Annotated in this window: 17 protein-coding genes and 4 pseudogenes; 6 read left to right on the top strand and 15 right to left on the bottom strand. The window is 29.7% G+C overall.

Features of this window, described 5'->3' with window-relative positions; genetic code table 11:
- The first annotated feature begins 138 nt into the window (after nt 1-138).
- Both rsmH and FBE96_RS03415 read left to right on the top strand, forming a co-directional pair.
- Entirely contained in the window at nt 139-1,077 is a 939-nt protein-coding gene (gene rsmH, locus FBE96_RS03420; RefSeq protein ID WP_002859605.1) for a 16S rRNA (cytosine(1402)-N(4))-methyltransferase RsmH, read from the top strand.
- Nucleotides 1,077-2,015, top strand: coding sequence for a hypothetical protein (locus tag FBE96_RS03415; protein WP_002868409.1), 939 nt, complete (start codon nt 1,077-1,079; stop codon nt 2,013-2,015). The genes rsmH and FBE96_RS03415 overlap by 1 nt, the downstream gene beginning before the upstream one ends.
- Here FBE96_RS03415 and FBE96_RS03410 read toward each other — a convergent pair.
- Complete coding sequence (locus FBE96_RS03410; protein ID WP_145599600.1) at nt 2,003-2,494, bottom strand: hypothetical protein; 492 nt, start codon at nt 2,492-2,494, stop codon at nt 2,003-2,005. The two genes, FBE96_RS03415 and FBE96_RS03410, sit on opposite strands and share 13 nt — an antisense overlap.
- A gap of 149 nt (nt 2,495-2,643) precedes the next feature.
- Between FBE96_RS03410 and FBE96_RS03405 the strand changes: the two genes are divergently transcribed.
- Nucleotides 2,644-6,396: an Eco57I restriction-modification methylase domain-containing protein gene (locus tag FBE96_RS03405; RefSeq protein ID WP_052836687.1), complete on the top strand. Its 3,753-nt coding sequence runs from the start codon at nt 2,644-2,646 to the stop codon at nt 6,394-6,396.
- Between the two features lie 27 nt (nt 6,397-6,423).
- On the opposite strand, the gene FBE96_RS03400 is transcribed toward FBE96_RS03405, so the two are convergent.
- Together FBE96_RS03400 and pta are read right to left on the bottom strand one after the other, a co-directional pair.
- Entirely contained in the window at nt 6,424-7,614 is a 1,191-nt protein-coding gene (locus FBE96_RS03400) for an acetate kinase (protein ID WP_002852136.1), read from the bottom strand.
- Nucleotides 7,615-7,627: 13 nt separating this feature from the next.
- Entirely contained in the window at nt 7,628-9,133 is a 1,506-nt protein-coding gene (gene pta / locus FBE96_RS03395; RefSeq protein WP_072223312.1) for a phosphate acetyltransferase, read from the bottom strand.
- Between the two features lie 89 nt (nt 9,134-9,222).
- On the opposite strand from pta, the gene flgH reads away from it, so the two are divergent.
- Nucleotides 9,223-9,921: a flagellar basal body L-ring protein FlgH gene (flgH, locus tag FBE96_RS03390; protein ID WP_002905802.1), complete on the top strand. Its 699-nt coding sequence runs from the start codon at nt 9,223-9,225 to the stop codon at nt 9,919-9,921.
- 29 nt (nt 9,922-9,950) lie between these two features.
- Here the strand turns inward: flgH and ispG are convergent, their stop codons facing one another.
- The gene (ispG, locus tag FBE96_RS03385) at nt 9,951-11,024 is read right to left on the bottom strand and encodes a flavodoxin-dependent (E)-4-hydroxy-3-methylbut-2-enyl-diphosphate synthase (protein ID WP_002854766.1); all 1,074 of its coding nucleotides are present in this window, start codon (nt 11,022-11,024) and stop codon (nt 9,951-9,953) included.
- A 143-nt stretch (nt 11,025-11,167) separates the two neighbouring features.
- On the opposite strand from ispG, the pseudogene FBE96_RS03380 reads away from it, so the two are divergent.
- Nucleotides 11,168-12,563, top strand: a pseudogene (locus FBE96_RS03380) (DUF2972 domain-containing protein).
- Between the two features lie 9 nt (nt 12,564-12,572).
- Here FBE96_RS03380 and FBE96_RS03375 read toward each other — a convergent pair.
- From FBE96_RS03375 to FBE96_RS03360, 4 genes are read right to left on the bottom strand one after another with little or no spacing between them, the layout of a single operon-like run.
- Complete coding sequence (locus FBE96_RS03375; RefSeq protein ID WP_002872079.1) at nt 12,573-14,426, bottom strand: primosomal protein N'; 1,854 nt, start codon at nt 14,424-14,426, stop codon at nt 12,573-12,575.
- Entirely contained in the window at nt 14,408-14,845 is a 438-nt protein-coding gene (locus tag FBE96_RS03370; RefSeq protein ID WP_002852324.1) for a prepilin-type N-terminal cleavage/methylation domain-containing protein, read from the bottom strand. The genes FBE96_RS03375 and FBE96_RS03370 overlap by 19 nt, the downstream gene beginning before the upstream one ends.
- Nucleotides 14,842-15,084 (bottom strand): hypothetical protein, encoded by a 243-nt coding sequence (locus FBE96_RS03365; protein WP_002854947.1) that lies wholly within the window; start codon nt 15,082-15,084, stop codon nt 14,842-14,844. Before FBE96_RS03365 ends, FBE96_RS03370 begins: the two co-directional genes overlap by 4 nt.
- A complete protein-coding gene (locus FBE96_RS03360) occupies nt 15,074-15,304 on the bottom strand; it encodes a hypothetical protein (protein ID WP_002852327.1) in 231 nt (76 codons plus the stop codon). Before FBE96_RS03360 ends, FBE96_RS03365 begins: the two co-directional genes overlap by 11 nt.
- Nucleotides 15,305-15,457: 153 nt before the next feature.
- Between FBE96_RS03360 and uvrB the strand changes: the two genes are divergently transcribed.
- Nucleotides 15,458-17,431, top strand: coding sequence for an excinuclease ABC subunit UvrB (gene uvrB / locus FBE96_RS03355; protein WP_002872078.1), 1,974 nt, complete (start codon nt 15,458-15,460; stop codon nt 17,429-17,431).
- 101 nt (nt 17,432-17,532) lie between these two features.
- Here uvrB and FBE96_RS08595 read toward each other — a convergent pair whose 3' ends face one another.
- The 7 genes and pseudogenes from FBE96_RS08595 to FBE96_RS03325 form a co-directional block, all read right to left on the bottom strand.
- Nucleotides 17,533-18,177: a DUF4118 domain-containing protein gene (locus tag FBE96_RS08595; RefSeq protein ID WP_236343220.1), complete on the bottom strand. Its 645-nt coding sequence runs from the start codon at nt 18,175-18,177 to the stop codon at nt 17,533-17,535.
- A 23-nt stretch (nt 18,178-18,200) separates the two neighbouring features.
- A pseudogene (locus FBE96_RS08590) lies at nt 18,201-19,213 on the bottom strand (sensor histidine kinase KdpD).
- Nucleotides 19,214-19,344: 131 nt separating this feature from the next.
- Nucleotides 19,345-19,908: pseudogene (locus FBE96_RS03345) on the bottom strand (potassium-transporting ATPase subunit C).
- Between the two features lie 35 nt (nt 19,909-19,943).
- Nucleotides 19,944-21,989 carry a potassium-transporting ATPase subunit KdpB gene (gene kdpB, locus FBE96_RS03340; protein WP_002890143.1) on the bottom strand — a complete coding sequence of 682 codons (2,046 nt, stop codon included), beginning with the start codon at nt 21,987-21,989 and terminating at the stop codon, nt 19,944-19,946.
- Nucleotides 21,947-23,701, bottom strand: a pseudogene (kdpA, locus tag FBE96_RS03335) (potassium-transporting ATPase subunit KdpA). Before kdpA ends, kdpB begins: the two are co-directional and overlap by 43 nt.
- 9 nt (nt 23,702-23,710) lie before the next feature.
- Nucleotides 23,711-23,899, bottom strand: a complete 189-nt coding sequence (gene kdpF / locus FBE96_RS03330; RefSeq protein WP_019260295.1) for a K(+)-transporting ATPase subunit F — start codon at nt 23,897-23,899, stop codon at nt 23,711-23,713.
- A gap of 141 nt (nt 23,900-24,040) precedes the next feature.
- Nucleotides 24,041-25,465: an anaerobic C4-dicarboxylate transporter gene (locus FBE96_RS03325; protein WP_002871997.1), complete on the bottom strand. Its 1,425-nt coding sequence runs from the start codon at nt 25,463-25,465 to the stop codon at nt 24,041-24,043.
- Nucleotides 25,466-25,618: the final 153 nt, after the last annotated feature.

Genomic DNA, 25,618 nt, shown 5'->3' with positions numbered 1-25,618 from the left:
AAACTAGATATTGTATCGTAGAAGTGTTTAAGTGGAGTTTAATTATAAAATTTTTACCAAAAAATATTTGTTCTTTAAATTTTATGATTTTTACAATGAAATTTAGTTATAATTATAGTTTATAAAAATTTATTAGGATTGATTTTGGAAATTCCTCATATCCCAGTTTTGCTTAATGAAGTTCAAGAGATTTTTAAAAATCTTAAAACAGGTTATTTTTTAGACTGCACTTTAGGATTTGGCGGACATAGTGAAGCTTTGCTTAAAAATCATCCTGATCTTAAATTCATTGCTTGTGATCAAGATCAACAAGCTTTAGAATTTTCTAAAAAACGCCTTAAAGATTTTCGCAATAGGATAACTTTTATGCAAAGTAATTTTAGTGAAGTTTTAGAAAAAATTTCACATAAAGAAGAATTAAGAGGTATTTTAGCAGACATTGGAGTTTCTTCATTTCAGCTTGATAATAACGAAAGAGGTTTTAGTGTAAATTCTGACTTTTTGGATATGAGAATGAATCAAAACTCCAAAATATCGGCTTATGAGATTATTAATACTTATACAAAAGAGCAATTAACTTCCATTTTTAAAGATTATGGAGAATTACATGATGCGCATTTTATTGCTGAAAAAATTTGCCTAGAAAGAAGTAAAAATCCAATCAAAAGTGCCAAAGAGCTTTATCAAATCATAGGAAAAGGTAAACAAAATCATAGAAAAATTTCCAAAGCTACTTTAGCATTTCAAGCCATTAGAATAGAAGTAAATCAAGAACTTAAAGTGCTTAAAGATTTTCTTGAACATTTAGAAAATTTAAAACCAAAAAATTGCATTTTAGCTATCATTAGCTTTCATTCTTTAGAAGATAGAATAGTAAAACAATTTTTCAAAAAATGGTCAAAAAACTGCATTTGCAATGAAAAAATAATGCGTTGCGAATGTGGAAATAACCATAGCCTAGGACAAATAATAACTAAAAAAGCTATAAGTGCGAGCAAGGAAGAACTTTTAAAAAATTCTCGCTCTAGTTGTGCTAAAATGCGGGCTTTTTATTTTAATAATTTGGACAATAAATAATGCTAGAAGATGATTTTATAAAAGAACGCCAAAACATACGCCAAAAAATGCTGAAATTTTCTCGCGCCATAAATCAAGGCAAACCGCTTGATGATGATTTAAGAGATGAAATTTCTAGCGATGATATTTTGAGACGTCGTTTTAAAAAAAAGACTCCTAATAAATTCTTAGAAGAACTCGATGAAGAGTATGAGTCAAAACATACTAAAAAATCAAATATATATTTAAAAGAAGATCTAATCAATGTTAAATTAGAAGAAAAGCAATCTCTTGCTAAAAAAATTTTTTCCAAAATGAAAGAAAGAAGAAAAGAAGAAAATAAAAAAACTAAAAAAAATTTTTTATTTAGCAGAAAAAAAGCAAACGAAATAAAAAATATCCAAACCAAAACACAAATTCAAACAAAAAGCAATCAAGCTACCACTCAAACAAAACAAGAAAAAAAGGGACTTACAAATTCTATAGAAAAAATTCAAAAAACAGAAACTAAAATACAAAAACCTCTAATTATAGAAAAAAAACTAGATGTTAAAAATCAACCTAATATCAAGAAAAGTTTAGAAAATTTACAAAAAAAAATAACACCACAAGAAAATAAACAAGAACTTCCAAAACCATCTAATCAAGCTCAAGAAAAACAACAAAATGATGAAGATGCTCAAAAGGCAAAAAATATTTTACTAGAAGGCTTCTCTAATGCTACCAAAGAAGATAGAAACCTAAACTTCAATCATCTTCTTTTTGCAGCTTTACTTGTTAGTTTTGCATTATTTTTATTTGCCCCACAAATTTATATTAGAAATCAAATTTATTATCTTAGTAGAGAGATTGCTACATTAAGAACAGAAGAAAGTGTTTTAAACGAGGAAAATAAAGACTTAAAAAGAAGACTTGAAAATATGCGATTCCAAAATCAAATTTTAGATTATTTAGAATGAATAATCTTATCTAAAACATACTGCTCTAAATTTGCTTTTGGAATTTCTTCTTTTAAAGCTTCTTTATAAAATTCACCCGCCATTGTAGAGTACTTTTCATAAGCAAAATAAGGAAAGTGTAAAGCCCAGGCTTTTTGTATTATTTTTTTTGAGATTATTTTGCGAGTATAAACTTTAAAAATATCATATCCTATAAATACACAAGCAGTAACCATAATAGCGCTCACTATGCTTATATGAAAGTCAAGCTTTGTTAAAAAATAATGAGTAATCAAAAGCAATGGCAATAAAATCACAGCGCAAAAAACACCAAAATAAATATAAGAATTTAGAATTTTGAAATTAAAATTTAGCTTAGAAGGATCTACAAGCATTCCATCGTTAAAAAGTGCATTTGCCTCTAATAAATCTCTTATAAGAACAGGTTGCTCTGATACTTTAAATAAAAAACGAAGGCTAAATTCTTTAAATTTTTTCATAATCCACGCTTTATTTTTTAATTAAAATTTTATCCAAAGAAAATTAATTCCAACTAAAAAATCATTTTCATAAATAAGCACAAGTCTTTAAAGTTTTTTAGATATAATTTAAAATGTCAAATTTTTAAAAATACTTTAGAAAGAAAGCCATGAATTACTATCAAGAACTTAAAAAATACCTCAACAATAATCTTTTTACAAGCTATTCTTTAGAAATTGACTTTCCTAAGATTTATAATTTCAACGCAAATCAAAAAGCCTTTAGAGATATTTTAACTAAAATTACAAAAATTTACGACAAAAATAAATTTATAAAACAAAACGAACATCAATTTGAAGATGAATTTATATCAAAAGTATTAGAAATTTTAGGGTGGTGCTTTGTAAGACAAGATGAAAAAATCATACAAGGAAAATTGGAAAAACCTGATTTTCTACTTTTTAGCAATGACAAATTAAAATCAAAATACGAAAATTTAGACAAAGAAACAAAAAAATCAAGCAATGATTTCACAATCATTTTAGAGTCAAAAGCTTATAATATAGAAATAGACAATAAAAAAGTAAAAGACAACCCTCACTTTCAAATTCTAAGATATCTAGGCAATCTTAAGAAAAATTATGGTTTTTTAACCAATGGTAGATTTTGGCGTTTTTATGATAATTCTATACTGAATTCAAACAAAGTTTTTTACGAAATCAATCTAGAAAAAATCATTGAAGATCAAAATATTGAAGCTTTTGCGTATTTTTATAGTGTATTTAGCGCTTTTAATTTCACAGAAAAAGAAGATCATTTAGAAATAACTCTACAAAACAATAAACTTTCAAAAATCAAAATAGAAGATGATTTAAAATCTATCATTTACGGAACCAATGGAAATGAATCTTTATTTGAATTCATAGGCTCTAGAATTTACAATAAAACAAAGGCGGATTTAAAACTAATCTATGAAAATTCTTTATATTTTATCTTTAGACTTTTATTTATTGCTTATTTTGAGGATAAATTTGAAATTATACTAGAAAAACATAAGTATTTTAAAAGTAAAATCAGTCTTAGAACCTTACTTGAAAATTTACAAGAGGATGAAAGCTCAAGTGGTGGTTTTGGAGAACTTGAAAATATTTTCAACATTTACAACAAAGGCAAAGGCAATTTTGATATGCCTGTTTTCAATGGTGGGTTGTTTGATGAGAGTAAAACCGCTCTTTTAAGCACACCAAAAATCTTTAATGATAAAGATTTAAAATTCATTTTAAACCAATTATTAAATTTTAAAGATAAAAATCTAAGCTTTAAAAGAGATTACAAAACTTTAAGTGTAGAACATTTAGGCACGATTTATGAAGGCTTGCTTTCTTATTTTTTTGAAATAGCAAATGAAGATATTTACTATGTAAGCTATAAAGAAAAATCAAAAGAAATAGAATGTTATTTTGATAATTATGATTTTAAAATTTTAGAAAAATCAAAAGAAGTAGAAAAATACACCTTTTACAAAAAAGGACAAATTTATCTTAAAAATTCTAGTAATTCAAGAAAATCAACAGCAAGCTTTTATACACCTCAATTCATAGCTAATTTTTTAATCCAAAGTGCTTTAAAAGACAAACTAAACAATGAAAACATTTTGAAATTTAAAATACTAGACAATGCTTGCGGTAGCGGGCATTTTTTAGTTGGAGTTTTAAATGCTATTACACACATTGTTTTATCAGATTTTGATCATTTTACAAATTTAAAAGAACTTTATGAAGAAGAAAAAGAAAATATTTTAAACTATATAAAAGATTTTGTGCAAGACTATGAAGTAGATGAGAGTGATATTTTAAAACGACTTTTACTAAAACGCATTATTTATGGGGTGGATTTAAACCCTTTTAGCATAGAGCTTACTAAACTTAGCCTTTGGATAGATAGTTTTATCTTTGGAACCCCACTTTCTTTTATAGAACACCACATAAAGTGCGGCAATGCTTTGATCAATTCTAACCTAAGTGATTTTAAAGATTTGATAAAACAAAACTCAAGCAACCTTTTTACAAATTCCATAACACAAGAATTTGAAATTTTACAAGAAGTATTTGAAAAACTTGATAATCTAAAAGATACCAACGAAGAACAAATCAAACAATCTAAACAAATCTATCAAAATGAAATCACACCAAAACTTGATAAGTTAAATTTATATCTAAACTATATCAACACGCTTCATTTTGTCAACAAAGAAGAATTACAAATTCTAAAAGCCCTAAGTCAAGATGATATACAAAATTTAAGCCAAAATGAACAAGCAAAAGCTATCATTAGCAAATATCAAAAAGAATTTAATTTCTTTAACTATGAGTTAGAATTTCCTGAAATCGTAGAAAATCAAGTCTTTAAAGGCTTTGATATCATCATAGGTAATCCACCTTGGGATAAAACTAAATTTAGTGATAGTGATTTCTTTCCGCAATATAAAAGCGATTATAGAAGCTTAATCGCTAGCAAGAAAAAAGAAATTCAAGATAATTTGCTAGCGAAAGATTATATAAAGCAAAATTACGAAAAACAAAAAGCATATATAAATGATTTAAGCGAGTATTATAAAAAAGCCTATCCTTTAAATAAAGGCAGTGGAGATGGAAATTTGTTTCGTCTTTTTGTAGAAAAAAATCTTTCTCTTTTAAAACAAGATGGAAATTTAGCTTATGTGCTTCCTAGTGCTTTGATGTTTGAAGATGGAAGCTTAACTTTAAGAAAAGAAATTTTAGAAAATAAAACTTTAGAGTATTTTTATAGTTTTGAAAATAGACAAGCTATATTTGCTGATGTGGATTCAAGGTATAAATTTGCTCTTATGCTTATAAAAAACACGCAAGCAAATCACACTCATAAAATCAAAATGATGTTTTATAAAACAGATATAAACTCATTAAAAAACAAAGATGAAATTTTAACTCTAAATTTAAAAGATATCAAAAAGCTAAGCCCAACTCACCTAGCCTTAATGGAGTTAAAAGACAAACAAGCTTTAGAAATTCTAAGAAAATCTTATAATGCTTTTCAAAACTTGTCTTTTGATTATATAGATTTTAGAAGAGAACTTGATATGACAAACGATAAAGATTTGTTTATAGAAGAGTTTAGGGAAGGACTTTTACCCTTATATGAAGGTAAAATGATACATCAATTTGATGCAAATTTTAGCCAAACTACTTATTTTTTAGAAAAGGCTAAATTTGACGAGCGATTAAAAAGTAAAGAACTTTATAGAGCTAAAAAAGCTACTGGGAAAGAATTAAATCCTAAATTGATAAAATACGATAGAGAATTTTTTAGACTTGGATATAGAAAAATTTCAAGAGATACCGATGAGAGAACTTTGATAGCTTCTTTATTGCCAAAAAATTGCGGTGGAGCTGATAGTACTTATAGTAACATTCCAAAACAATATGTTTTAAAAGATGATGTAATTTGCATGGATATAGTGCCTTATGAAAGAATTTTATTTGTTTTAGCTTTGTTTAATTCTTTAGTGGTTGATTTTATCATAAGAAATATGGTACAAATCAATGTAAGCAAATCTTATTTAGAAAGAATTCCCCTGCCTCAACCAAGTGATGAAGAAATTCAAAACAATGAAATTTATAAAACCCTCGCTAAAAATGCTTTGCTTTTACAGCTTTACAATGATCAAAATCATCATTTTGATGAGCTAAAACAAGAATTTAATATAAAAAATGAAGAAATTCCAAAAACTAAAAAAGCTTATGATATCTTAAGAGCAAAAAATGATTTATTGGTTAAAGAACTTTATGGTTTAAGTGATGATGAATTTTCTTACATGATAAGCACTTTTAAAGTTTTAAATGAAAAGCAAAGTGAATATATAACCTTGCTAAAAACTATATAAATGAAAGATTTATATAGTTTTTAAAATTTAATTTTTACCGATAAGTTCTTCTGTAATTCTAGCGATTTCTAATTCTTCATCTGTAGGAATAACAAGCACTTTAACTTTAGAATTTGCATGATTTATCATTCTTTCGCCCGAAATCCTTTGTTTGTTAAGTTCAAAATCTAACTCGATACCAAGATGAGCTAATCTCTCGCATACTTTTTGTCGAACCAAACTATCATTTTCTCCTATACCACCTGTAAAAATAATAGCATCGGTTTTTGGCAACACAGCAAAGTAGGATCCTATATATTTAACAAGACGATAACAAAACATATCAAGAGCCAAGCGTGCTTTATCATTACCTTGTTCTATCTCTCTTTCTATATCTCTAAAATCATTATAACCGCAAATTCCATATACTCCACTTTTTTTATTCATCAGTGTATCTATTTCTTCTATAGTTAAACCCTTAAGATGACTAACAAAAGGTAAAATAGCAGGGTCTAAATCTCCACAACGCGTTCCCATAATAAGTCCTTCAAGTGGAGTAAAGCCCATAGAAGTATCCATACTCTTACCTTTTTCTATAGCACATACACTTGCACCATTTCCAAGATGAGCAGAGATGACATTTAATTCATTTTGATCTTTTTGAAGAAATTTTGCCGCTCTAGAACTAACATAAGCATGAGAAGTCCCATGAAAACCATATCTTCTAATATTATGCTTATCATAAAAATCATAAGGCAAAGCATACATATAAGCAAAATCAGGCATAGTGCGATGAAAAGCTGTATCAAAAATAGCTGCATTAGCAACACTAGGTGCAGCTTTGATCATTGTTTTTATACCTGCTAAATGCGCAGGATTATGCAAAGGAGCAAAAATACTAACCCTATCTATCTCTTTAAGAACATAGTCATCTACTAAACAATGCTCGCTTAAATTTCTTCCCCCATGAACTATACGATGACCGCAGCCATCAAGTGCATTTAAATCTGCTAAAATTCCTGATTCTTTAAAAAGCTCATTAACTATACTAAGGCCTTCTTCGTGATTATTTATTGTTAATTCTCTTTCAAAACTTTCATTATTTAAAGTATTTTTTAATACAACCTTTGAATTTTGCTCTCCAATTTTTTCTACTAATCCACTGGCTTTAACGATTTTATTATCAAAAAATTTAAATTTAATCGATGAAGAACCTGAATTTAAAACCAAAATTTTCATTTATCATTCCTTTCTATTGAGCTTGTATTGCACTTAAAATTACGGTATCTACAATATCATCTACCAAACATCCACGACTTAAATCATTAACAGGTTTTTTAAGACCTTGCAAAATAGGACCGATTGCTAAAGCATTAGCAGTTCTTTGAACTGCTTTGTAACAAATATTTGCTGCGTTAAGATCAGGAAAAATATACACATTTGCATGACCTGCTATCTTAGAATTTGGCATTTTCTTTGCTGCAGTTTTTGGATCATAAGCGCAGTCAAACTGCATAGGACCATCTATATTCAACTCAGGATATTTTTCTTTAGCAATCTTTAATGCTTCTTTTACAAGATCTACGCTTTCTCCTTTACCGCTATCACCACTAGAATAAGAAAGCAAAGCTATTCTTGGTTCAAGTCCAAAAGATTTAGCAGTCATAGCACTTACATAGGCACTAGTTGCAAGTTGCTCAGCACTTGGGCTTGGATTTACAGCACAATCAGCAAAAGCTAAAACTTGATCTTCAAGTCCCATAAAGAAAATTCCTGAAACGGAACTAATACCTTCTTTAGTTTTAATAAGCTGTAATGCAGGGCGAATCGTTTCAGCCGTAGTAGTTGATGCTCCACTAACCATAGCATCAGCTTTTCCAGTGTGTATAAGTAAAGTTCCAAAATAAGTTTTATCTTGAACTAGCTTCCTAGCCTCTTCTAAACTCATACCTTTAGATTTTCTTGCTTCATAAAGAATAGAAGCAAATTCTTGATTATATTCTGATTTGAGTGGATTTATAATCCGTATAGTATTTAAATCAAGACTTAATTTAGCACTATCTTGCTTGATTTTTTCTTCATCACCCAATAAAATAAGATCAACAACTTTACTTTTCAATAAAATTTCAGCAGCTTTTAAAATTCTCTCATCATTACTTTCTGGCAAAACAACGGTTTTTTTATTTTTTATACTTTGTTTAATCAATTCATATTTAAAACGATGAGGAGTTATAAAATCATATTCTTTAAGTTTTTGCACTTCTTCAAAATTAAAATTTTCATTAATCAAAACATAATTACGACCATCTAGAGCATGATCGAAATATTTTTGAGCTATAAGTTTATCTTCATCATTGATAATAGCAGCAATAGGTGTATTAAGATTTTTAGCTAATTTTATACTAAGATCAAATCCATCAAGTATTCCAAATTCGCAAAAACTATTTACAAGCACAAAATCGTATTTGCGTTTTAACTCTTCGTATTCTTCTAAAATAACATTAAAAAAATTATGAGGATCTTTGCTAAATTCCTCCATTGCCTCTCTAAAGGTAAAACCATAGGCACTTTTTACGGTTTGATTGATATTAAATTCTTCCAACCAACCCTGCAAAACAGGGACGCGATGTATGTATATTACAGGGCAATAAATTGCGATATTTTTGTAAATTTTGCTATAATTTTTAAGCAAATTTGTACTAATAATAGTATTTAACTCATCACTTCTAGATCTCATCAAATAAAGATTTGCCATCATTTTCTCCTTGAATTTATAAATGTGGAACACTCTTTGCTTTTTCTAATTTTAACAAAGAAAAATAAAAATTCATATTTTAAAGGACGAAAATGAAAAAAGTTTTATTTTATGTGTTACCGTTTGCATTTTTTGGTTGTTCTGCAACGGTTGATCCGCAAATTTCAATGAAACCACCTGCTTATGTAGAAGAACTTGCACCAAAACAAAGTAATAATATAGAAAGTGCACCAGGATCGCTTTTTGGCAAAGGGGATAATCCTTTATTTTCAGATAAAAAAGCTATGAATGTAAATGATTTAGTTACAGTTGTTATACAAGAAAGTACCACTCAAAGCACACAAGCTAATAAAGCAACAAGTAGAACTAATACCTCAAAATTAGGCGGAGGTGCTTTAACAGGAAGTTCAGGAGTGGTAGCTAATGCTCTTAATAAAGTCAATGCTTATTCTAATATAGGCTTTCAAACCAATAGTTCAAACAACTACACAGGAACAGGCTCACAAAGCAGAAATGAAAGTTTCAAGACTACAATTTCAACGCGTGTAATTAAAATTTTATCAAATGGTAATTATTTTATCGAAGGCTCAAGAGAGCTTTTAATCAACGGAGAGAAACAAATCATACAATTAAGCGGTGTTATTCGTCCTTATGACATCGGTCAAGACAATACTATAGATAGTAAATATATAGCAGATGCTAAAATTCTTTATAAAACAGAAGGTGAAGTGGATAGAAGCACAAGAAAACCTTGGGGTAGCAAAGTTATAGAAGCGATATGGCCATTCTAAAAGCAAGGTTAAACCTTGCTTCTTGGCTTTTATTCTTTTACAGCCCTACTTTTAACCTCATCTTCAACTTCAGCTAAAAATCTATCTACAAGTTCACTTTCTTTCAGTTTAGCTACAACTTCACCATGTCTTATAACAAGTCCTTGATTTTTCCCAAAGGCTATAGCCACATCAGCGCCCTTAGCTTCACCTAAAGCATTTACCACACAACCCATAACACTGATATTTAAAGGTTCTTTTATATGCTTGGTTTTTTCCTCTACGATTTTAATCGCACTTAACAAATCACTTTGAATCCTACCGCAAGTTGGACAAGAGATGATATTTACTCCGCTTTTTTGCACTCCGCTATCTTGTAAAATCGCCCTTGCTACACGAATTTCTTCTTCAAGTTCGCCCGTCATAGAAACACGCATAGTATCGCCTATACCTTTAAGAAGTAAATTTCCTAAAGCTATAGAACTTTTTACAGTGCTATGAAATTTAGTTCCTGCTTCAGTTACCCCTAAGTGAAAAGGATAATCACAAAGCGGTCTTAATCTCTCATAAGCTTCTATAGTTTTTTGAGCATCTGAAGTCTTCATGGAAATTTTAATATCAAAAAAGTCTAAATCCTCTAAAAGCTTGATATTATACATCGCACTTTCTAGCATAGCATCGACACCATAGCCAAATTTATCGCTAAATTGTTTTTCTATGGAGCCGTGATTTACACCGATACGTATAGGGATACCCCGTTCTTTACATGCTTTTACCACTTCTTTGATATTTTCTTTAGAGCCTATATTGCCAGGATTTATACGCACGCCATCAATAAATTCAGCACAATATACAGCCAAATTATGATTAAAATGAATATCTACGATTAAAGGTAGAGGACTTTTAGCTTTAATCTCTTTTAAAGCCCTTGCATCAGCCATATCCAAGCACGCCAAACGCACTATGTTTGCTCCTGCAAAATAAAGACGATTGATTTGTTCTAAAGAACCTTCTATATCTCTTGTTTTAGTAAAAAGCATAGATTGAACTGAAATGGGTGCATCACCGCCTATTAAAACATTTCCTACTTTGATTTGTCTGGTTTTAAATCTTTTATACTCCATAACTTCACTCTTTGAAAAATTTTAATATCAAATTTTAACTTTTTATTGCTTTAATTAAAGTTTATTTTTGATAATATATTTAAATTTCATGACATTTAAATATTTATGAATTATATAAATTAAATACAATTAAAAGAGGTTATATGCAAAATCTTTTACTCTATATAAAAAATAACCTAACTCCAACCCTAGCTCAAATTCTTTTACAAGCTTTAAAAAATTCGAATAATGAAAAATTTTTTACCTTTGTTTTGGAAAATATTGAAACAATTTGCACTTGGCTCAATTCTAGCGAATTTAAGAATAGATATTTATCAATAAAACATCCTTATCCACCTTTAATCAATCCTAATTTTATAGAAATAGATGCTAGTCGACATTGTGCAGAATTAGCTTGGGATTTAAATTTACCCCTACCTAAACACTATAAATTTATCTATATTTCTCCACATGGCGTTGGAGCAGCAGCATTTTTAAGATACCTTAATCAATGTTGCGATGTAACTTGTTTTGCCTCCTGGGTTTTACCGCCTGATGCCAAAGAAAGATATTGTCTTAATTACATGTGTCTAAATGACAATACGATTACTCAATATGCTATTAATATATCAGAAATTAATCTACCTTATTTTGATAAATATCTATCTTTATTGGATTTTAACTCTAAAATTATTTGCGGAGTTCGCGATCCAATAGGAATTTTAAAGCATAACTGGGGAAGAGATTGGAGTAAAGTTTTAAGAAACTATCCCTCTGAATTTAATCTAACTTATGATTGGCGTTATTATATTGACTATCTTGCTCATCAAAATCATAAAATTAAAATCGATATAAACGAACTACAACAAGGAGTTTTTATCATCTCTTATTTATTAAAATATTTTAACAAAGACAATGTATACTATCTTGATATGGAAGAAATCCGCCAATCAAAGGCCTTCGATACTATGAATTTACTTGCTATAAATTTTAATTTTACCCCCCCCCCATAAAGATAAATTAGATTTATTTAAAATTAAAGAATTTAGAGGTTATATTCGCTATCTTTTTCCTATCACACTCTATGCAAATTCTAAAGATATTAATAACACCTTTTATCTTAATACTCCTAAAAATAATAAAAATTTCAATATTGATAAAACTTCTAGCATTCCCATAATTTTAGACAGAAAACATATCAATCATGAAAAAATAGACATAATACAAGAAATTATAAAAAACGATCTATGTAATGATATGGGTGTATATATTGATAAAAATGATTTTAAACAATTAGAACAAAACAATCTTTTATTTTCAACAATTAAACATTATTTGTATGATTTTTTATATCAAATTAAAATAACCATAGATGAAACAGAATCAAAAATGATGAAAGAAAAAGATGTAATAGATTATTTTATAAAAAATAAATCACTTGTTTACACTTTTTTTAATATTTTTGAAAATGATCTAAATCATTTAAAGCAAAAATTTCCCAATATAATTAACTCTTGGACATACTATAAAGAATTTGAAAAAATATATAAAGACAAATAATTATATCACTTACACAAAATCAATAGGGTCAATATCCGCACTTACATTTTTAAATTGCAAAATATAATTTTCAATTGCCACTAAAGCTTTGTGATTTTCACTTCTAAGCAATAAATAAAAACGATATTTTCCATGCAGCATTTCAACTCCACAAATTCCATAGCCTACTAATTCTACTTGTTTGATATTTTTAAATTGATAGGCAAGTTTTTCGCAGAGCTTTTGTGAGGATTGTTGATCTTTATCTTCTATAAGAATTCTTAAAAGGCGTTTAAATGGAGGGTAAAGATCTTTTCTATTTTCTAACTCATCTTTTAAAAAAGCATCATAATCCTCTATATACTTTTCAAAAAAAGCTCTATTTTTTGTTTGTAAAAGCACTCTTGCTTCACCTTTACGCCCTGCCCTACCAGCAACTTGCATAGCTAAAGCTAAAGTTTCTTCACTCGCTCTAAAACTAGGACGCAACAAATACTCATCAAGCCCTAAAATCACACTCAAATCCACGCTATGATAATCATGCCCTTTAGCAAGCATAGAGGTGCCAATAAGTATATCGATCTTATTTTCATTAAAGTCTTTTAAAATAGTATTAAGCTTTTTAACGCTTGTGATTTCATCGCTATCAAATTTTGCTATTTTTGCTAAAGGCAAAGCATTTTGCAAAAGCTCTAAAAGTTCAGCAGTCCCCATTTTTCTAGCTTCTAACATTTCTCCTTTGCAACTTGGACAATTTTGCTCTATCAAAGAAGTATAATTACAATAATGGCATTTTAAAACATTTTTCTTTTTATGCATACTCATAGCAATAGAACAAAAAGGACATTTTATCGTTTCCCCACAATCCTTGCAAATGATTTGCCTAAAATTAGCCCTTGTAGGTAAAAACACTATAGCTTGTTTTTGATGTTTTAAACTTTTTTCTAATTCGCTTAAAAGCATAGGTGTTATACTAAGCTCATTTTCATCATATAAAAAATGTTTTTTACTCTCAAAAAAAGTTCCTTTTAATCTAAAACTTTTTTGTTTGCAAAAACTCGTTAAAGATGGGGTTGCAGAACCTAAAACCACTTTAATATTATTTTTTTGACCCAAAAAAAGTGCTAAATCTCTTGCATTGATAAAAGGCTGATTGGAAGCCTTATAAGAATTATCATGTTCTTCATCTACTACAATAAGTCCTAAATTTCTAAAAGGCAAAAACAAAGCCGATCTTGCACCTGCTACTAAAAGTACTTCTCCCTTGCAAAAACGCTCTAAATATTCTTGCTTTTTTTTCTTTGAAATTTTAGAATGCCACAGGAAAAAATTATCCTTAAAATACACTTCTAAACGCTTTTGCATTTGTGGAGTAAGTGCGATTTCTGGCATCAAAAGCAAAGCTTGCTTACCCTGTTCTAAACACTCTTTTATCAAAGAAATATAAATTTCGGTCTTGCCACTACCCGTATCAGCAAAAAGCAAGGAATTATTTTCTTTTTGAAGAAAACTTAAGACATTTTGTTGTTGATTGCTTAGTTTAGGAGTATCTTTAAAAAACATTTTGTGACATTCATACTTAGGACTAGTTTCAAAAAAACCCAAAACAAAACCAAGTTTTGAAGCATAATAATAAACAATAAAATTTGCCAATTCAAACTGCAAAGGAGTTAGAAAATACTCTGTAATTTCTTTAATTTCTACGGTTTTAAAATCAGGTTTTTGACATTCTTTAAGCACGATAGCTTTAAGGTTTTTTTTAGTTTTTAAATCCACTAATACTTGTGTTAAAGGTTTGATTTCATCAAAACTATGAAAAGTTAAATTATCCAAATACAAACCACAAATTGCAAGTTCATAATATCTTATATCAGATCTTTGCATCTAGAACTTCCTATACACTTTAACAAACCTTCTTTAGAATCATAAATAAATTCAACCATCTCTTTAGCATTTAATGCAAATCTATAGTGATTTTTACCTATTTTTATCCAAGATTTAAAATCAGAATAAATAGGTGTATCAAGCAAAGAATAATCACAATCATTTAAACAATAAAAGAGTTTTTCTTTGGCTTGATTGTTTTGTGCATTATCTAAAATTTCTGGAAAATTTAAATTTTTAAGTCTCATTTGACTACGCATTAAAGCAAGAGCTGAGCTTAGCATTTCATAGTCCATTTTTAATTTTAAAATTTTAACCTCATCTTTTGTAGTATTGATAAAAGATAAAGATAAGCTTGATAAAATTCCCAAAATCAAAATCACAAAAACAAGCTCAAGCAGAGTAAAAGCTTTATTCATTTTGTCGGGAGTTCTTCATTGATTGCTTTTATTAGCTTCTTAAGTTCTCTTTCTAAAATATAATTTTCATAACTTTTTTTAACAAACGCATCTACAAAGCGTTTAAGTTCTATTTTTTTAGTACCGCCAGAAATCAAAGCGATATCATCTTCTAAAAAATTTGCAAATTCTTCACTGCACTTAACAATGAAATCTTTTGCATTAACATTAACAATGACTTGTTTTAGATTATCTGCCAAGAACAGCCTCTATTTTCTTATAAATATCTTCGCTTTCTATATTGCGAGATTTAAGTTCTTCTTCTAAACGCATGATTTGATTACTTTTTGCTTCATTTTGTGCTTTAACGCTTACAAGCTCATTTCTTAAAGCCTCATTGGCTTCGCAAACTTCGTTATATTTTTCAATGAGTTCATTTACTTTATCTGTCATAGTATTGATTATTTTTTCATCAAACATATTTTTGCCTTCTTAAAAAATTTGTAATTTATGGAAAATATTATTTGATATTGTAGCAGAAAAAAATTTAAATTTAGGTTTTTATTGTCAATTAATTTTTAATTAAAGCATTTTCTTTTAAAATTTTTTCAAAAATAAAAATAAAGTAGAAAAATGTTAGAACTTACCAGCGAATTTAAACCCAGTCCCGATCAACAAGAAGCCATAAAAGGCATAGTAAAAAGCATAAAAAAAGGCAACAAATATCAAACCTTACTAGGCGTTACAGGAAGTGGAAAAACCTTTACCATGGCAAATGTCATTAAAGAACTTAATATACCCACTCTTATCATGAGTCACAACAAAAGCCTTTGTGCACAACTTTATAGCGAATTTAAAGGCTTTTTTTCTAAAAATCATGTGGAATATTTTATATCTTATTATGATTATTATCAACCTGAAGCCTATATCCCACGCACTGATGTTTTCATAGAAAAAGATAGCTCTACTAATGAAGACTTAGAGCGTTTAAGACTGAGTGCTACTGCTTCTCTTTTAAGTTATGAAGATGTAGTTTGCATAGCTAGTGTTTCGGCAAATTATGGACTTGGTAATCCAAATGAATACATAGGCATGGTTTTAATCTTTGAACTAGGTATGCAAATTTCACAAAAAGAACTTTTAAAAAAACTTGTAGATATGGGTTATAAAAGAAATGATAATTTTTTTAATCGTGCAGATTTTAGAGTTCAAGGAGATATTATAGATATTTATCCAGCTTATTATGAAGATGAAGTAGTAAGACTTGAATTTTTTGGCGATGAGCTTGATGCTATGTATCATTACAATGTTTTAGAAAATAAAAAAGGTAAAGATTTAAAACGCTTCATACTCTATCCTACAAGCCAGTTTAGCGTGGGCGAAACAAGATTAAAACAAGCGATAAAAGACATAAAAGCAGAACTTAACGAACGCCTTGCTTATTTTGAACATGAAAATAAACTCGTAGAATATCAACGCCTTAAACAACGGGTTGAATTTGATCTTGAAATGCTTACAAGCACAGGAATGTGTAAAGGAGTTGAAAACTATGCAAGGCATTTAACAGGACTTAAAGAAGGTGATACTCCTTATACGCTTTTTGATTATTTTGCGATTAAAGATAGAAAATTTCTTGTTATAGTCGATGAAAGCCATGTATCTTTACCACAATTTAGAGGTATGTTTGCAGGAGATAGAAGCAGAAAACAAACCTTGGTGGATTATGGTTTTCGTTTGCCTTCAGCCTTGGATAACCGTCCTTTAATGTTTGATGAATTTATCCATAAAAATTGTCAATTTCTTTTTGTTTCAGCCACACCTGCACCTTTAGAACTTGAACTTAGCAAAGAAAACATCTTTCATCAAATCATGCGTCCTACGGGACTGCTTGATCCTTTGATAGAATTAAAAGATAGTGATAATCAGGTTGAAATTTTATTTGATGAGGCTAAAAAAGTCATACAAAGAAACGAACGGGTTTTAGTAACTGTACTGACTAAAAAACTCGCTGAAGAGCTTACAAGGTATTATTTAGAGCTTGGTATAAAAGTCAAATACATGCACTCAGATATCGATGCTATAGAACGCAATGAAATCATAAGAGGTTTAAGAAGCGGTGCTTTTGATATGCTAATTGGCATTAACTTACTTAGAGAAGGACTTGATTTGCCTGAAGTTTCACTCATTGCCATTATGGATGCAGATAAGGAAGGCTTTTTAAGAAGTACTACAAGTTTAATCCAAACCATGGGAAGAGCAGCTAGAAATGTCAATGGTAAGGTTTTGCTTTTTTGCAAAAAGATTACAAAATCTATGCAAGAAGCTATGGATACTACCAATGAACGCCGCAAACTTCAAATGGCTTATAATAAAAAATACAATATCACGCCAACTTCAGTCAAACGCCATATTGAAGAAAGTTTGAAAAATGAAGAGGATTTAGGCGAAATTTATCGCAAAGGTAAAAAACTAGAAAAAATGCCTGCTAGCGAAAGAGCAAAACTTGTCAAAGAATTAAGAAAACAAATGCTTGAAGCAGCTAAAGCACTTGAGTTTGAAAAAGCTGCTGCTATTAGAGATGAGATTAATAAATTAAGGGATTTATAATAAAAATATATCCCTTGTTCTAACTCCTGCCTCATTAAGTAAAGCACTTAAAATTTCATACTGAAAGTCTTGCAAGGGACGTTTTTCTTTTAAAACTATACCTATAACCCCTTTAGTTTTTTCCCATCTTCTATAGGTAAATACATAGCATTAGCATTAGGCAGGGTATTTGTACAAACACCTGCTCTTTCTTTATTTGTTGCAACCCATTGAGCAATAGCAATCTCATCAGCACTAAAACAATTTTTTAACATTTGCTTATCATCGTTAAAAAACAACAAAGGTTTCGATAAAATATTGTTTTTATTTATAGGATAAATAATAATAGGTAAATTTAATAATTTTAAAGCTTGATTTCCAAGTTGTTCCCAAAGCTCTTGTTTGCTTTTTACTCTTGCTAATTTTTCACTATTTTCAAGTAAAATAGCTGTTCTATAAGCTCTTTTAGTGAGTTCTTTAGATTGCAATTTTAATCTTCTAGTAAAAACAGCTGTTAAAAATCCAACTATAAACATAGTTGTAAAAGTAATAATATTTCCACTATCATGAACTTTAAGACTAAAAATAGGTTCTAAAAAGAAAAAATTATAAATCAAAACACTTACCAAAGAAGAATAAAAGGCGAAAATTTTATTATCAGAAATAAAAGAAGAAGCAAAAACTGCTAAAATAAAAATCATAACTATATTACTTGGCTGAGTATTAAATTTATGAAATACAAAAGCTATAAAAGTTGCTAAAAGCAAAACTCCTGTGATTTTTAAAAAACCTAAAAAATCAAAACTTTTTTTACTTCGTATTTTAGGAGTAGAAATTTGATTTTCATTGACAAGATATAAATCAATATCGGGTGCTTTTTTAGCGACAGCTTCAAAAATCTCTTCTTTAAACTTTTTTTATCTTTATTTTTGCCTAAAACAATTTTAGAGACATTGCTAAGGCTTGAATACTCTGCAATTTGTCTTGCTATATCATCATATACGCTAATGATTTCAGCATCAAAACTTTTAGCTAGTTCTATATTTTCTTCTAAGGCTTTTTCTTCTTTAATATTGGGATTTTTTATATAAAGCGCACTCAATTTAGCATGAAAAGCTAAAGCAAGTCTTGCAGCTGCACGAATAACCTTTGCATTTGAAGCATTAATACAAACTAAAATATGCTCTCCAGTATGATAAGCTAAATCATCATTAATAAGCCTTTGTTCACTTGCTCTTAAATTCACTCTTGAAGCAAGTCTTCTTAAGGCAATCTCACGCAAAGCTATAAGTCTTTCTTGGCGAAAGAAATTTTCAAGTGCTAGTTTAGCTTGTTTTTCCTTATAAATTTTACCATCTTGCATTCTTTTTAAAAGCTTATTAGGTTCAATATCAACAAGTTCAACCTGATCAGCCTCATCAAAAATACGATCAGGAATACGCTCTTTAACTTCTATCTTACTGATATTAGCGACTAAATCATTTAAACTTTCTAAATGTTGTATATTTAAACATCAATCCCTGCTTTTAGAAGTTCTTCTATATCTTGAAAACGCTTTTCATTACGCAAGCCTTTAGCATTAGTGTGTGCAAGCTCATCTACTAAAACCAAAGCAGGTTTTCTCTTAAGGGTAGCGTCTAAATCAAATTCTTTTAATACTATATTTTTATAAGGAATTTCAAGATTAGCTATACTTTCAAAACCTTGTGTTAAAGCCATTGTTTCAGGTCTATCGTGAGGCTCTATATAGCCTAAAACAACATCAACTCCATTATCCCTTAAAGTTCTGGCTTCACTTAACATAGCATAAGTTTTTCCAGAACCTGCAGCATAACCTAAGAAAATTTTTAATTTTACAAGTTTGTTTTTTTCTTCTTCCTTAGCTTTAACCTCAAGTTTTTTAAGAATTTGTTCAGGACTTTGTCTTTGCATGTTTATTCTTTTTTCATGGCTTTAGCAATAGCTATATTAACAGCTAAAACATTAACCTTTTCTTCCCCAAAAATCCCTAAAATTTAGACTCAGTATTTTCTTGAATGATTTTTTCTAGTTCTTCTTTGGTGATTTTTGAAGATTGACTTATCCTAGGAATTTGCACTAGGGCTGCTTGAAGACTGATATGAGGATCAAGACCTGATCCTGAAATCCAAAGGAATTTGTTCTTTTGTAATTTGCGGATTTTCATCTAAAAATTTTTGCAAATCTTTTTGCACACGCTCTTTTAAAGCAGGATTTGACATAGCATAATTAAATCCACCTGAACTTACACTGCTTTCATTTGTATCGCTTGTATTGTAATTTGACACAGATGTTCTTGAATGTAGAAAATAAGGTTTATTAAAATCTTGACCCAAAAGCTTTGAACCTACCGCTTTGCTTACATCCAAAGTCGGACGACCTTCTTTATCTACTAAACTTCCACTTGATTGATAAGGAAAAATAAATTTTGCAACTGTATTTAAAGCAAAAGGATAAACAAGAGTACACAATATTAGCATTACCACAAAAAAACTAAGCAAAGTTTCTAAGCATATCACACTCCTAAAATTCTAAGTATCCAAGCTGTAGGAATATCAATTATTTTTATCCCTATAAAAGGTGCTATCATACCACCTAAACCATAAATACTCAAATTTCTTAAAAGCAAATGCTCGCTTTTCATAGGCTTAAATTTAACTCCACGCATAGCAATAGGTATGAGCAAAGGTATAATAATAGCATTAAAAATAAGTGCTGATAAAATAGCGCTTTTCGGGGTAGCCAAATGCATAATATTTAAAATTTGCATTTGAGGTAAAACCACACTAAACATAGCAGGTAAAATAGCAAAATACTTAGCAATATCATTTGTCATACTAAAAGTTGTAAGACTACCTCTAGTAATAAGCAAACCTTTTCCTATTTCAACTACTTCTAAAATTTTAGTAGGATTAGAATCAAGATCTATCATATTGGCTGCTTCTTTGGCTGCTTGAGTTCCTGAGTTCATAGCTATACCTACATCAGCTTGTGTAAGAACTGGAGCATCATTGGTTCCATCTCCTGTCATGGCTACTATCTTACCTTGGGCTTGTTCTTTTTTAATGGCTTTTATTTTATCTTCAGGCTTGCATTCTGCTATAAATCCATCAAGCCCTGCTTCTTTAGCTATAGTAGCTGCTGTTAAAGGATTATCTCCGGTACACATTAAAGTTTTTATGCCCATTTTTCTAAGCTCATCAAAGCGCTCTTTAAGTCCTGGTTTTACTGTATCCTTTAGATAAATCACTCCTAAAATTTTTTCATTTTTACACACTACCAAAGGAGTGCCGCCAAGATTTGAAATTTCCATTACCTTAGTTTCTAAATCGCTAGGAATTTTTCCATTCATTTCGCTTATATAAGCTCTTATAGCATCAAAAGCACCTTTGCGAATTTTTGTATTATCTTGCAAATCCACACCACTCATTCTATTTTGAGCGCTAAATTCGATAAATTCTTTAATATCATTACCTTCTAATTCATAACCCATTTTTTGAGCCAATGCAACTATGCTTTTACCTTCTGGAGTTTCATCTTTTAAAGAGGATAAAACACAAGCTTTAATCATTTCTTCTTTACTTATACCTTGGACTTCATAAAATTCATTTGCCAAACGGTTTCCAAAAGTAATCGTTCCTGTTTTATCCAAAATCATAGTATCAACATCACCACAACTTTCAACAGCCTTGCCTGAAAGTGCGATCACATTAAAACGCGTTACCCTATCCATACCTGCTATTCCTATAGCTGATAAAAGTCCCCCTATAGTTGTAGGAATAAGACATACAAGCAATGCTACTAACCATGAAATAGGCAAACTCACGCCTAAAAATTGCATAAAAGGATATAAACTTACAACCACCATCAAAAAACTCAAACTAAGTACAATTAAAAGAGTATTAAGAGCAATTTCATTTGGAGTTTTTTGACGCGCAGCACCTTCTACAAGATTGATCATTTTATCTAAAAAACTTTCCCCAGCTCCAACTAAAATTTTAATCTTTAAAAAATCAGTTAAAACCGTAGTCCCACCTGTAACAGAAGAAAAATCACCGCCCGCTTCACGCATAACAGGTGCACTTTCACCTGTAATAGCTGATTCATCAACACTTGCAGTACCTTCTATAATTTCTCCATCATTAGGTATAAGTTCACCTGCTTTAACTAAAACTATATCACCTATTTTTAACTCGCTAGAATTAAGCATTTCTTCACTGCCATCACTTTTTATGTGTCTAGCTTTAGAATCCTTTTTGCTTTGTCTTAAGGTAGCTGCTTGGGCTTTACCCCTTCCTTCTGCAATACTTTCTGCAAAATTTGCAAAAAACAAGATTATAAATAAAATAAAAGTGATTAAGATGTTATAAATTCTTTCATCAGAATTTCCATTAAACAAAGTAGGAAAAATACTTAAAATCAAAGTAAGAATCGATCCAACTTCCACCATAAACATAACAGGATTTTTTACCATAAAGCGTGGATCAAATTTTAAAAATGCTCCTTTTATGGCATTATTTAAAATTTCTTTTGTAATGAGTTTATTTTGTTTTTTAGACATTGACTCTCCTTAATGCCATAAAGATAAATATTCTGCAACGCTTGATAAAGTAAGCACTGGAAAAAAGTAAGTGCAGCAAAAATATATATAATACAAACAAGCACAAACATAAAAGTTAAATTATCCGTTTTTAAAGAATTTGCAGTATTTTCTTGTGTATTTTTAGCCAAAAGCGATCCAGCTATAGCAAGCTGAGCTATTAAAACCAAATAACGCCCACAAAACATAGCAAAAGCTGTGCTTAAATTCCAAAATAAATTATCATCTTTTAAACCTTCAAGTCCTGAACCATTATTTGCTGCCGAAGAACTAAATTCATACAAAATTTGAGCCAAGCCATGAAAGCTAGGATTGCTTATACTATCTTTTGCAAAAACAACAGCTAATGCACTTAAAACAAGGATTAATAAAGGATGGATAAGAATTACCAAAGCTATAAGCTTCATTTGTGCGCTTTCTATTTTTTTACCCAAGAATTCTGGAGTTCTACCTATCATTAATGCACAAATAAACACGGTTAAGAGCACATAAATAATCATATTCATAAGCCCTACTCCTTCGCCACCGAAAGCTACATTTAGCATCATATTTAGCAAAGTAGCACTGATGCTTAAAGGATTTAAACTATCGTGCATATTATTGACGCTTCCTGTAGTAAAAGCAGTAGTTACAGCACTAAATAAACTCGAACCATCTGTGCCAAATCTTATTTCTTTACCTTCCAAATTTCCCAAATTTGCATTTAAACCCAAAGAATCCAAATTTGGATTTGACATTTTTTCGCTAAAATAAATTAAAAGCAAAGAAATGATAAAAATAATCCCCATTGCACCAAAAATAACCCCCCCCCCTTCTTCTTCTTCTTTTCCCATAAGAGCAAAACCTTGTATTTCTTTTCTATGATAAACCATCAATCCAAAAGCTACAACACAGGCACTAGGAATAAGCATCATGGATAAAATTTGCAAAAAATTTGTAAGTAAAGTAGGATTTTCAAAAGGCATGCTTGAATTAGTACCAAAAAAACCACCCCCATTTGTCCCTAAATGTTTTATAGACTCAAGAGCTGCAACAGGACCTGTGGCAATGCTTTGAAATTTATTTTCTAAAGTAAGCACGCTAAAATTTGCGTGATAATTTTACACCACGCCTTCAGAGATAAAAATTACAGCCAAAATAAAACTTAAAGGCAACATCAAACGCGTAATAATACGCGTAAAATCTTCATAAAAATTTCCCATTTGCATACTACATAAAGCACGACAAAAAGCCATACAAGCAGAATATCCACTCGCACTTGAAACAAACATAGCAAGCAAAATGCCTGTATTTTGCGAAAGCAAACTTAAAGCATTCTCTCCACTATAATGCTGAAGGTTTGTATTTGTAATAAAACTAATTACAGTATTTAAATTCAAATCCCCTTATTATAGAATTTATCGAATTGGGATTTAAAAAAGTTTATCTTGTAAATAAAAAATCACGAAAGAAAAAATAGCTACTAAGGCATTAAAAGCAATTAAATGCAAAGAATATTTTTGCCAAGTCATATTTTTTCTATCAATTGCACAAATTTTATAAATTAAGTTATCAATTGGATTAAAAATAAAATCAAAAATAGTTTTTTTACAGCTTGCAATTTTATAAAGATAATTTCCAAAAATTAAAGCCAATATAAAAGCTATAATCAGTGTTATTAAAATTTCTAGCATATTTTTCCTTTAAAATTTTTCAGGATATAATAGAGCATAAAATAAATAAAGAGCAAGTATTAAGCTTAAAACTAGTAAAAATATCATCCGCGTGTCCTTAGTTTGAATTTCACAAAAACGGATAAAAAAACATAAACTACCAAAAGCTAAAAGTAGAAGCAAAGCAAAGATAATATCCATAGGATAGCCTTTTCTCATTGATTCAAAATAGGATTTATTCTATCCTTGTTAAGCTTATATTTTGATTAATACTAATTTTATGATTTATTTATAATTTTTATCTATATTAAATAAAAAGACAAATGAAGAATTTAGCAGGAAAAATCCTGCTAAAAATTGTTAAAGATAACCTGCTGCCATAGCAATAAAATATCCTGCTATACAAGAAGTGATTACACCTATAAGACCTGGTAAAATAAAACTATGATTGATAACAAATTTACCGATGTGAGTAGTACCTGATCTATCAAATTGTATAGTAGCCAAATCGCTTGGATAAGTTGGTAAAATATAATACCCATAACAAGCAGCCGCAAAAGCAACAATTACACCAGGTTCAACACCAATTCCTAAAGCCAAAGGAACAAAAGCTGAAATAGCCGCTGCTTGAGAGTTTACAAATTTTGAAATTAAAAGAAGCATTACAGCATAAGTCCAAGGATGCTCTTTTACTATATCTCCAAGCGCTGCTTTCATCATAGGAGTGTGAACTGCAAACATAGTATCAGCCATCCAAGAAATTCCAAAAACCGCAACAAGTGCTATCATACCTGATTTAAAAATTTCATTAGAGCCGATTTTCTTTGCATCTGTTTTAGTAAAGATGATAATCAAAGAACCTGCTAAAAGCATAAACATCTGAATAACTGAAACCATGGATAAAACATCCATTTTAGGATTGCCTAAAGCATCTACTTGAGGAATGCCATTTTTTACAACTTGCCCCCAGTTTGGACGCAAGAAATCAAATACACCTAATAAAGCTACTAAAGCAATAGCTCCTAAGAAAATCCACATTGCAACCCAATTGCTTTTTGGAAGTTTAACGCCTAAAAGTGTTTTAGAATCCCCATAAACATATTTTTTAAATTCAGGATCTTTAAGTTTTTCTTGAAATACTTCATCTTTATCCAAATCTTTTCCTCTAAACCAAGAAAAAATTCCTATACACAATACACCAAATAATGTACTAGGTATGGTAATTTGAAGAAGATTAATATAACCATCAAAACCTGCTAATTTATGATTAGCATTTAAAAGCAAAGCAGTCAAACTCACAACAGCCACAGATACAGGAGATGCAATAATACCCATTTGTGATGATATAGAAGCTGCCGCCATTGGACGCTCAGGACGAATACCGTTTTTAATCGCTATATCATAAATAATAGGCATAATAGTATAAACCACATGTCCTGTTCCACAAAGTATAGTCAAAAAGCAGGTTACAAAAGGCGCTAATATTGTTAAAAACTTAGGATTGTGTCTTAAAATTCTTTCTGCTATTTGAAGCATAACATCCAAACCACCGCTTGCTTGCAAAGTTGCACTTGCAACCACTACCGCTAAAATTGTAAGCATAACATCTATGGCTGGTTTTCCAGGCTTTATATGAAAAGCAAATACAAGCATTAAAATACCTATACCACCAAGTAAACCAAGCGCTATGCCGCCTTTTTTTGCACCGTAAAAAAGACAAATTAAAACGATAATGATTTGGATTGCAAATTGCCCTCTCTCACTAAGGCTTGTTAAAAAGTCCATTTTAACTCCTTTGAAAATTGATATTTAAAAACAGTTATTATTGTATCACATTTTTAAATTAAAGAATAATATTTCTAAAAATAAAACAATAATTTTTATATTATTTAAATTAAATTTAAATATAAAACAAAAGTGTAATGGGTTTGATAGATT

The sequence above is a fragment of the Campylobacter sp. CFSAN093241 genome (genome assembly GCF_012889595.1).
Classification (GTDB): domain Bacteria; phylum Campylobacterota; class Campylobacteria; order Campylobacterales; family Campylobacteraceae; genus Campylobacter_D; species Campylobacter_D jejuni.
The sequence above is the reverse complement of the archived record's forward strand: the minus strand, read 5'-3'. Positions and strand labels throughout refer to the sequence as shown.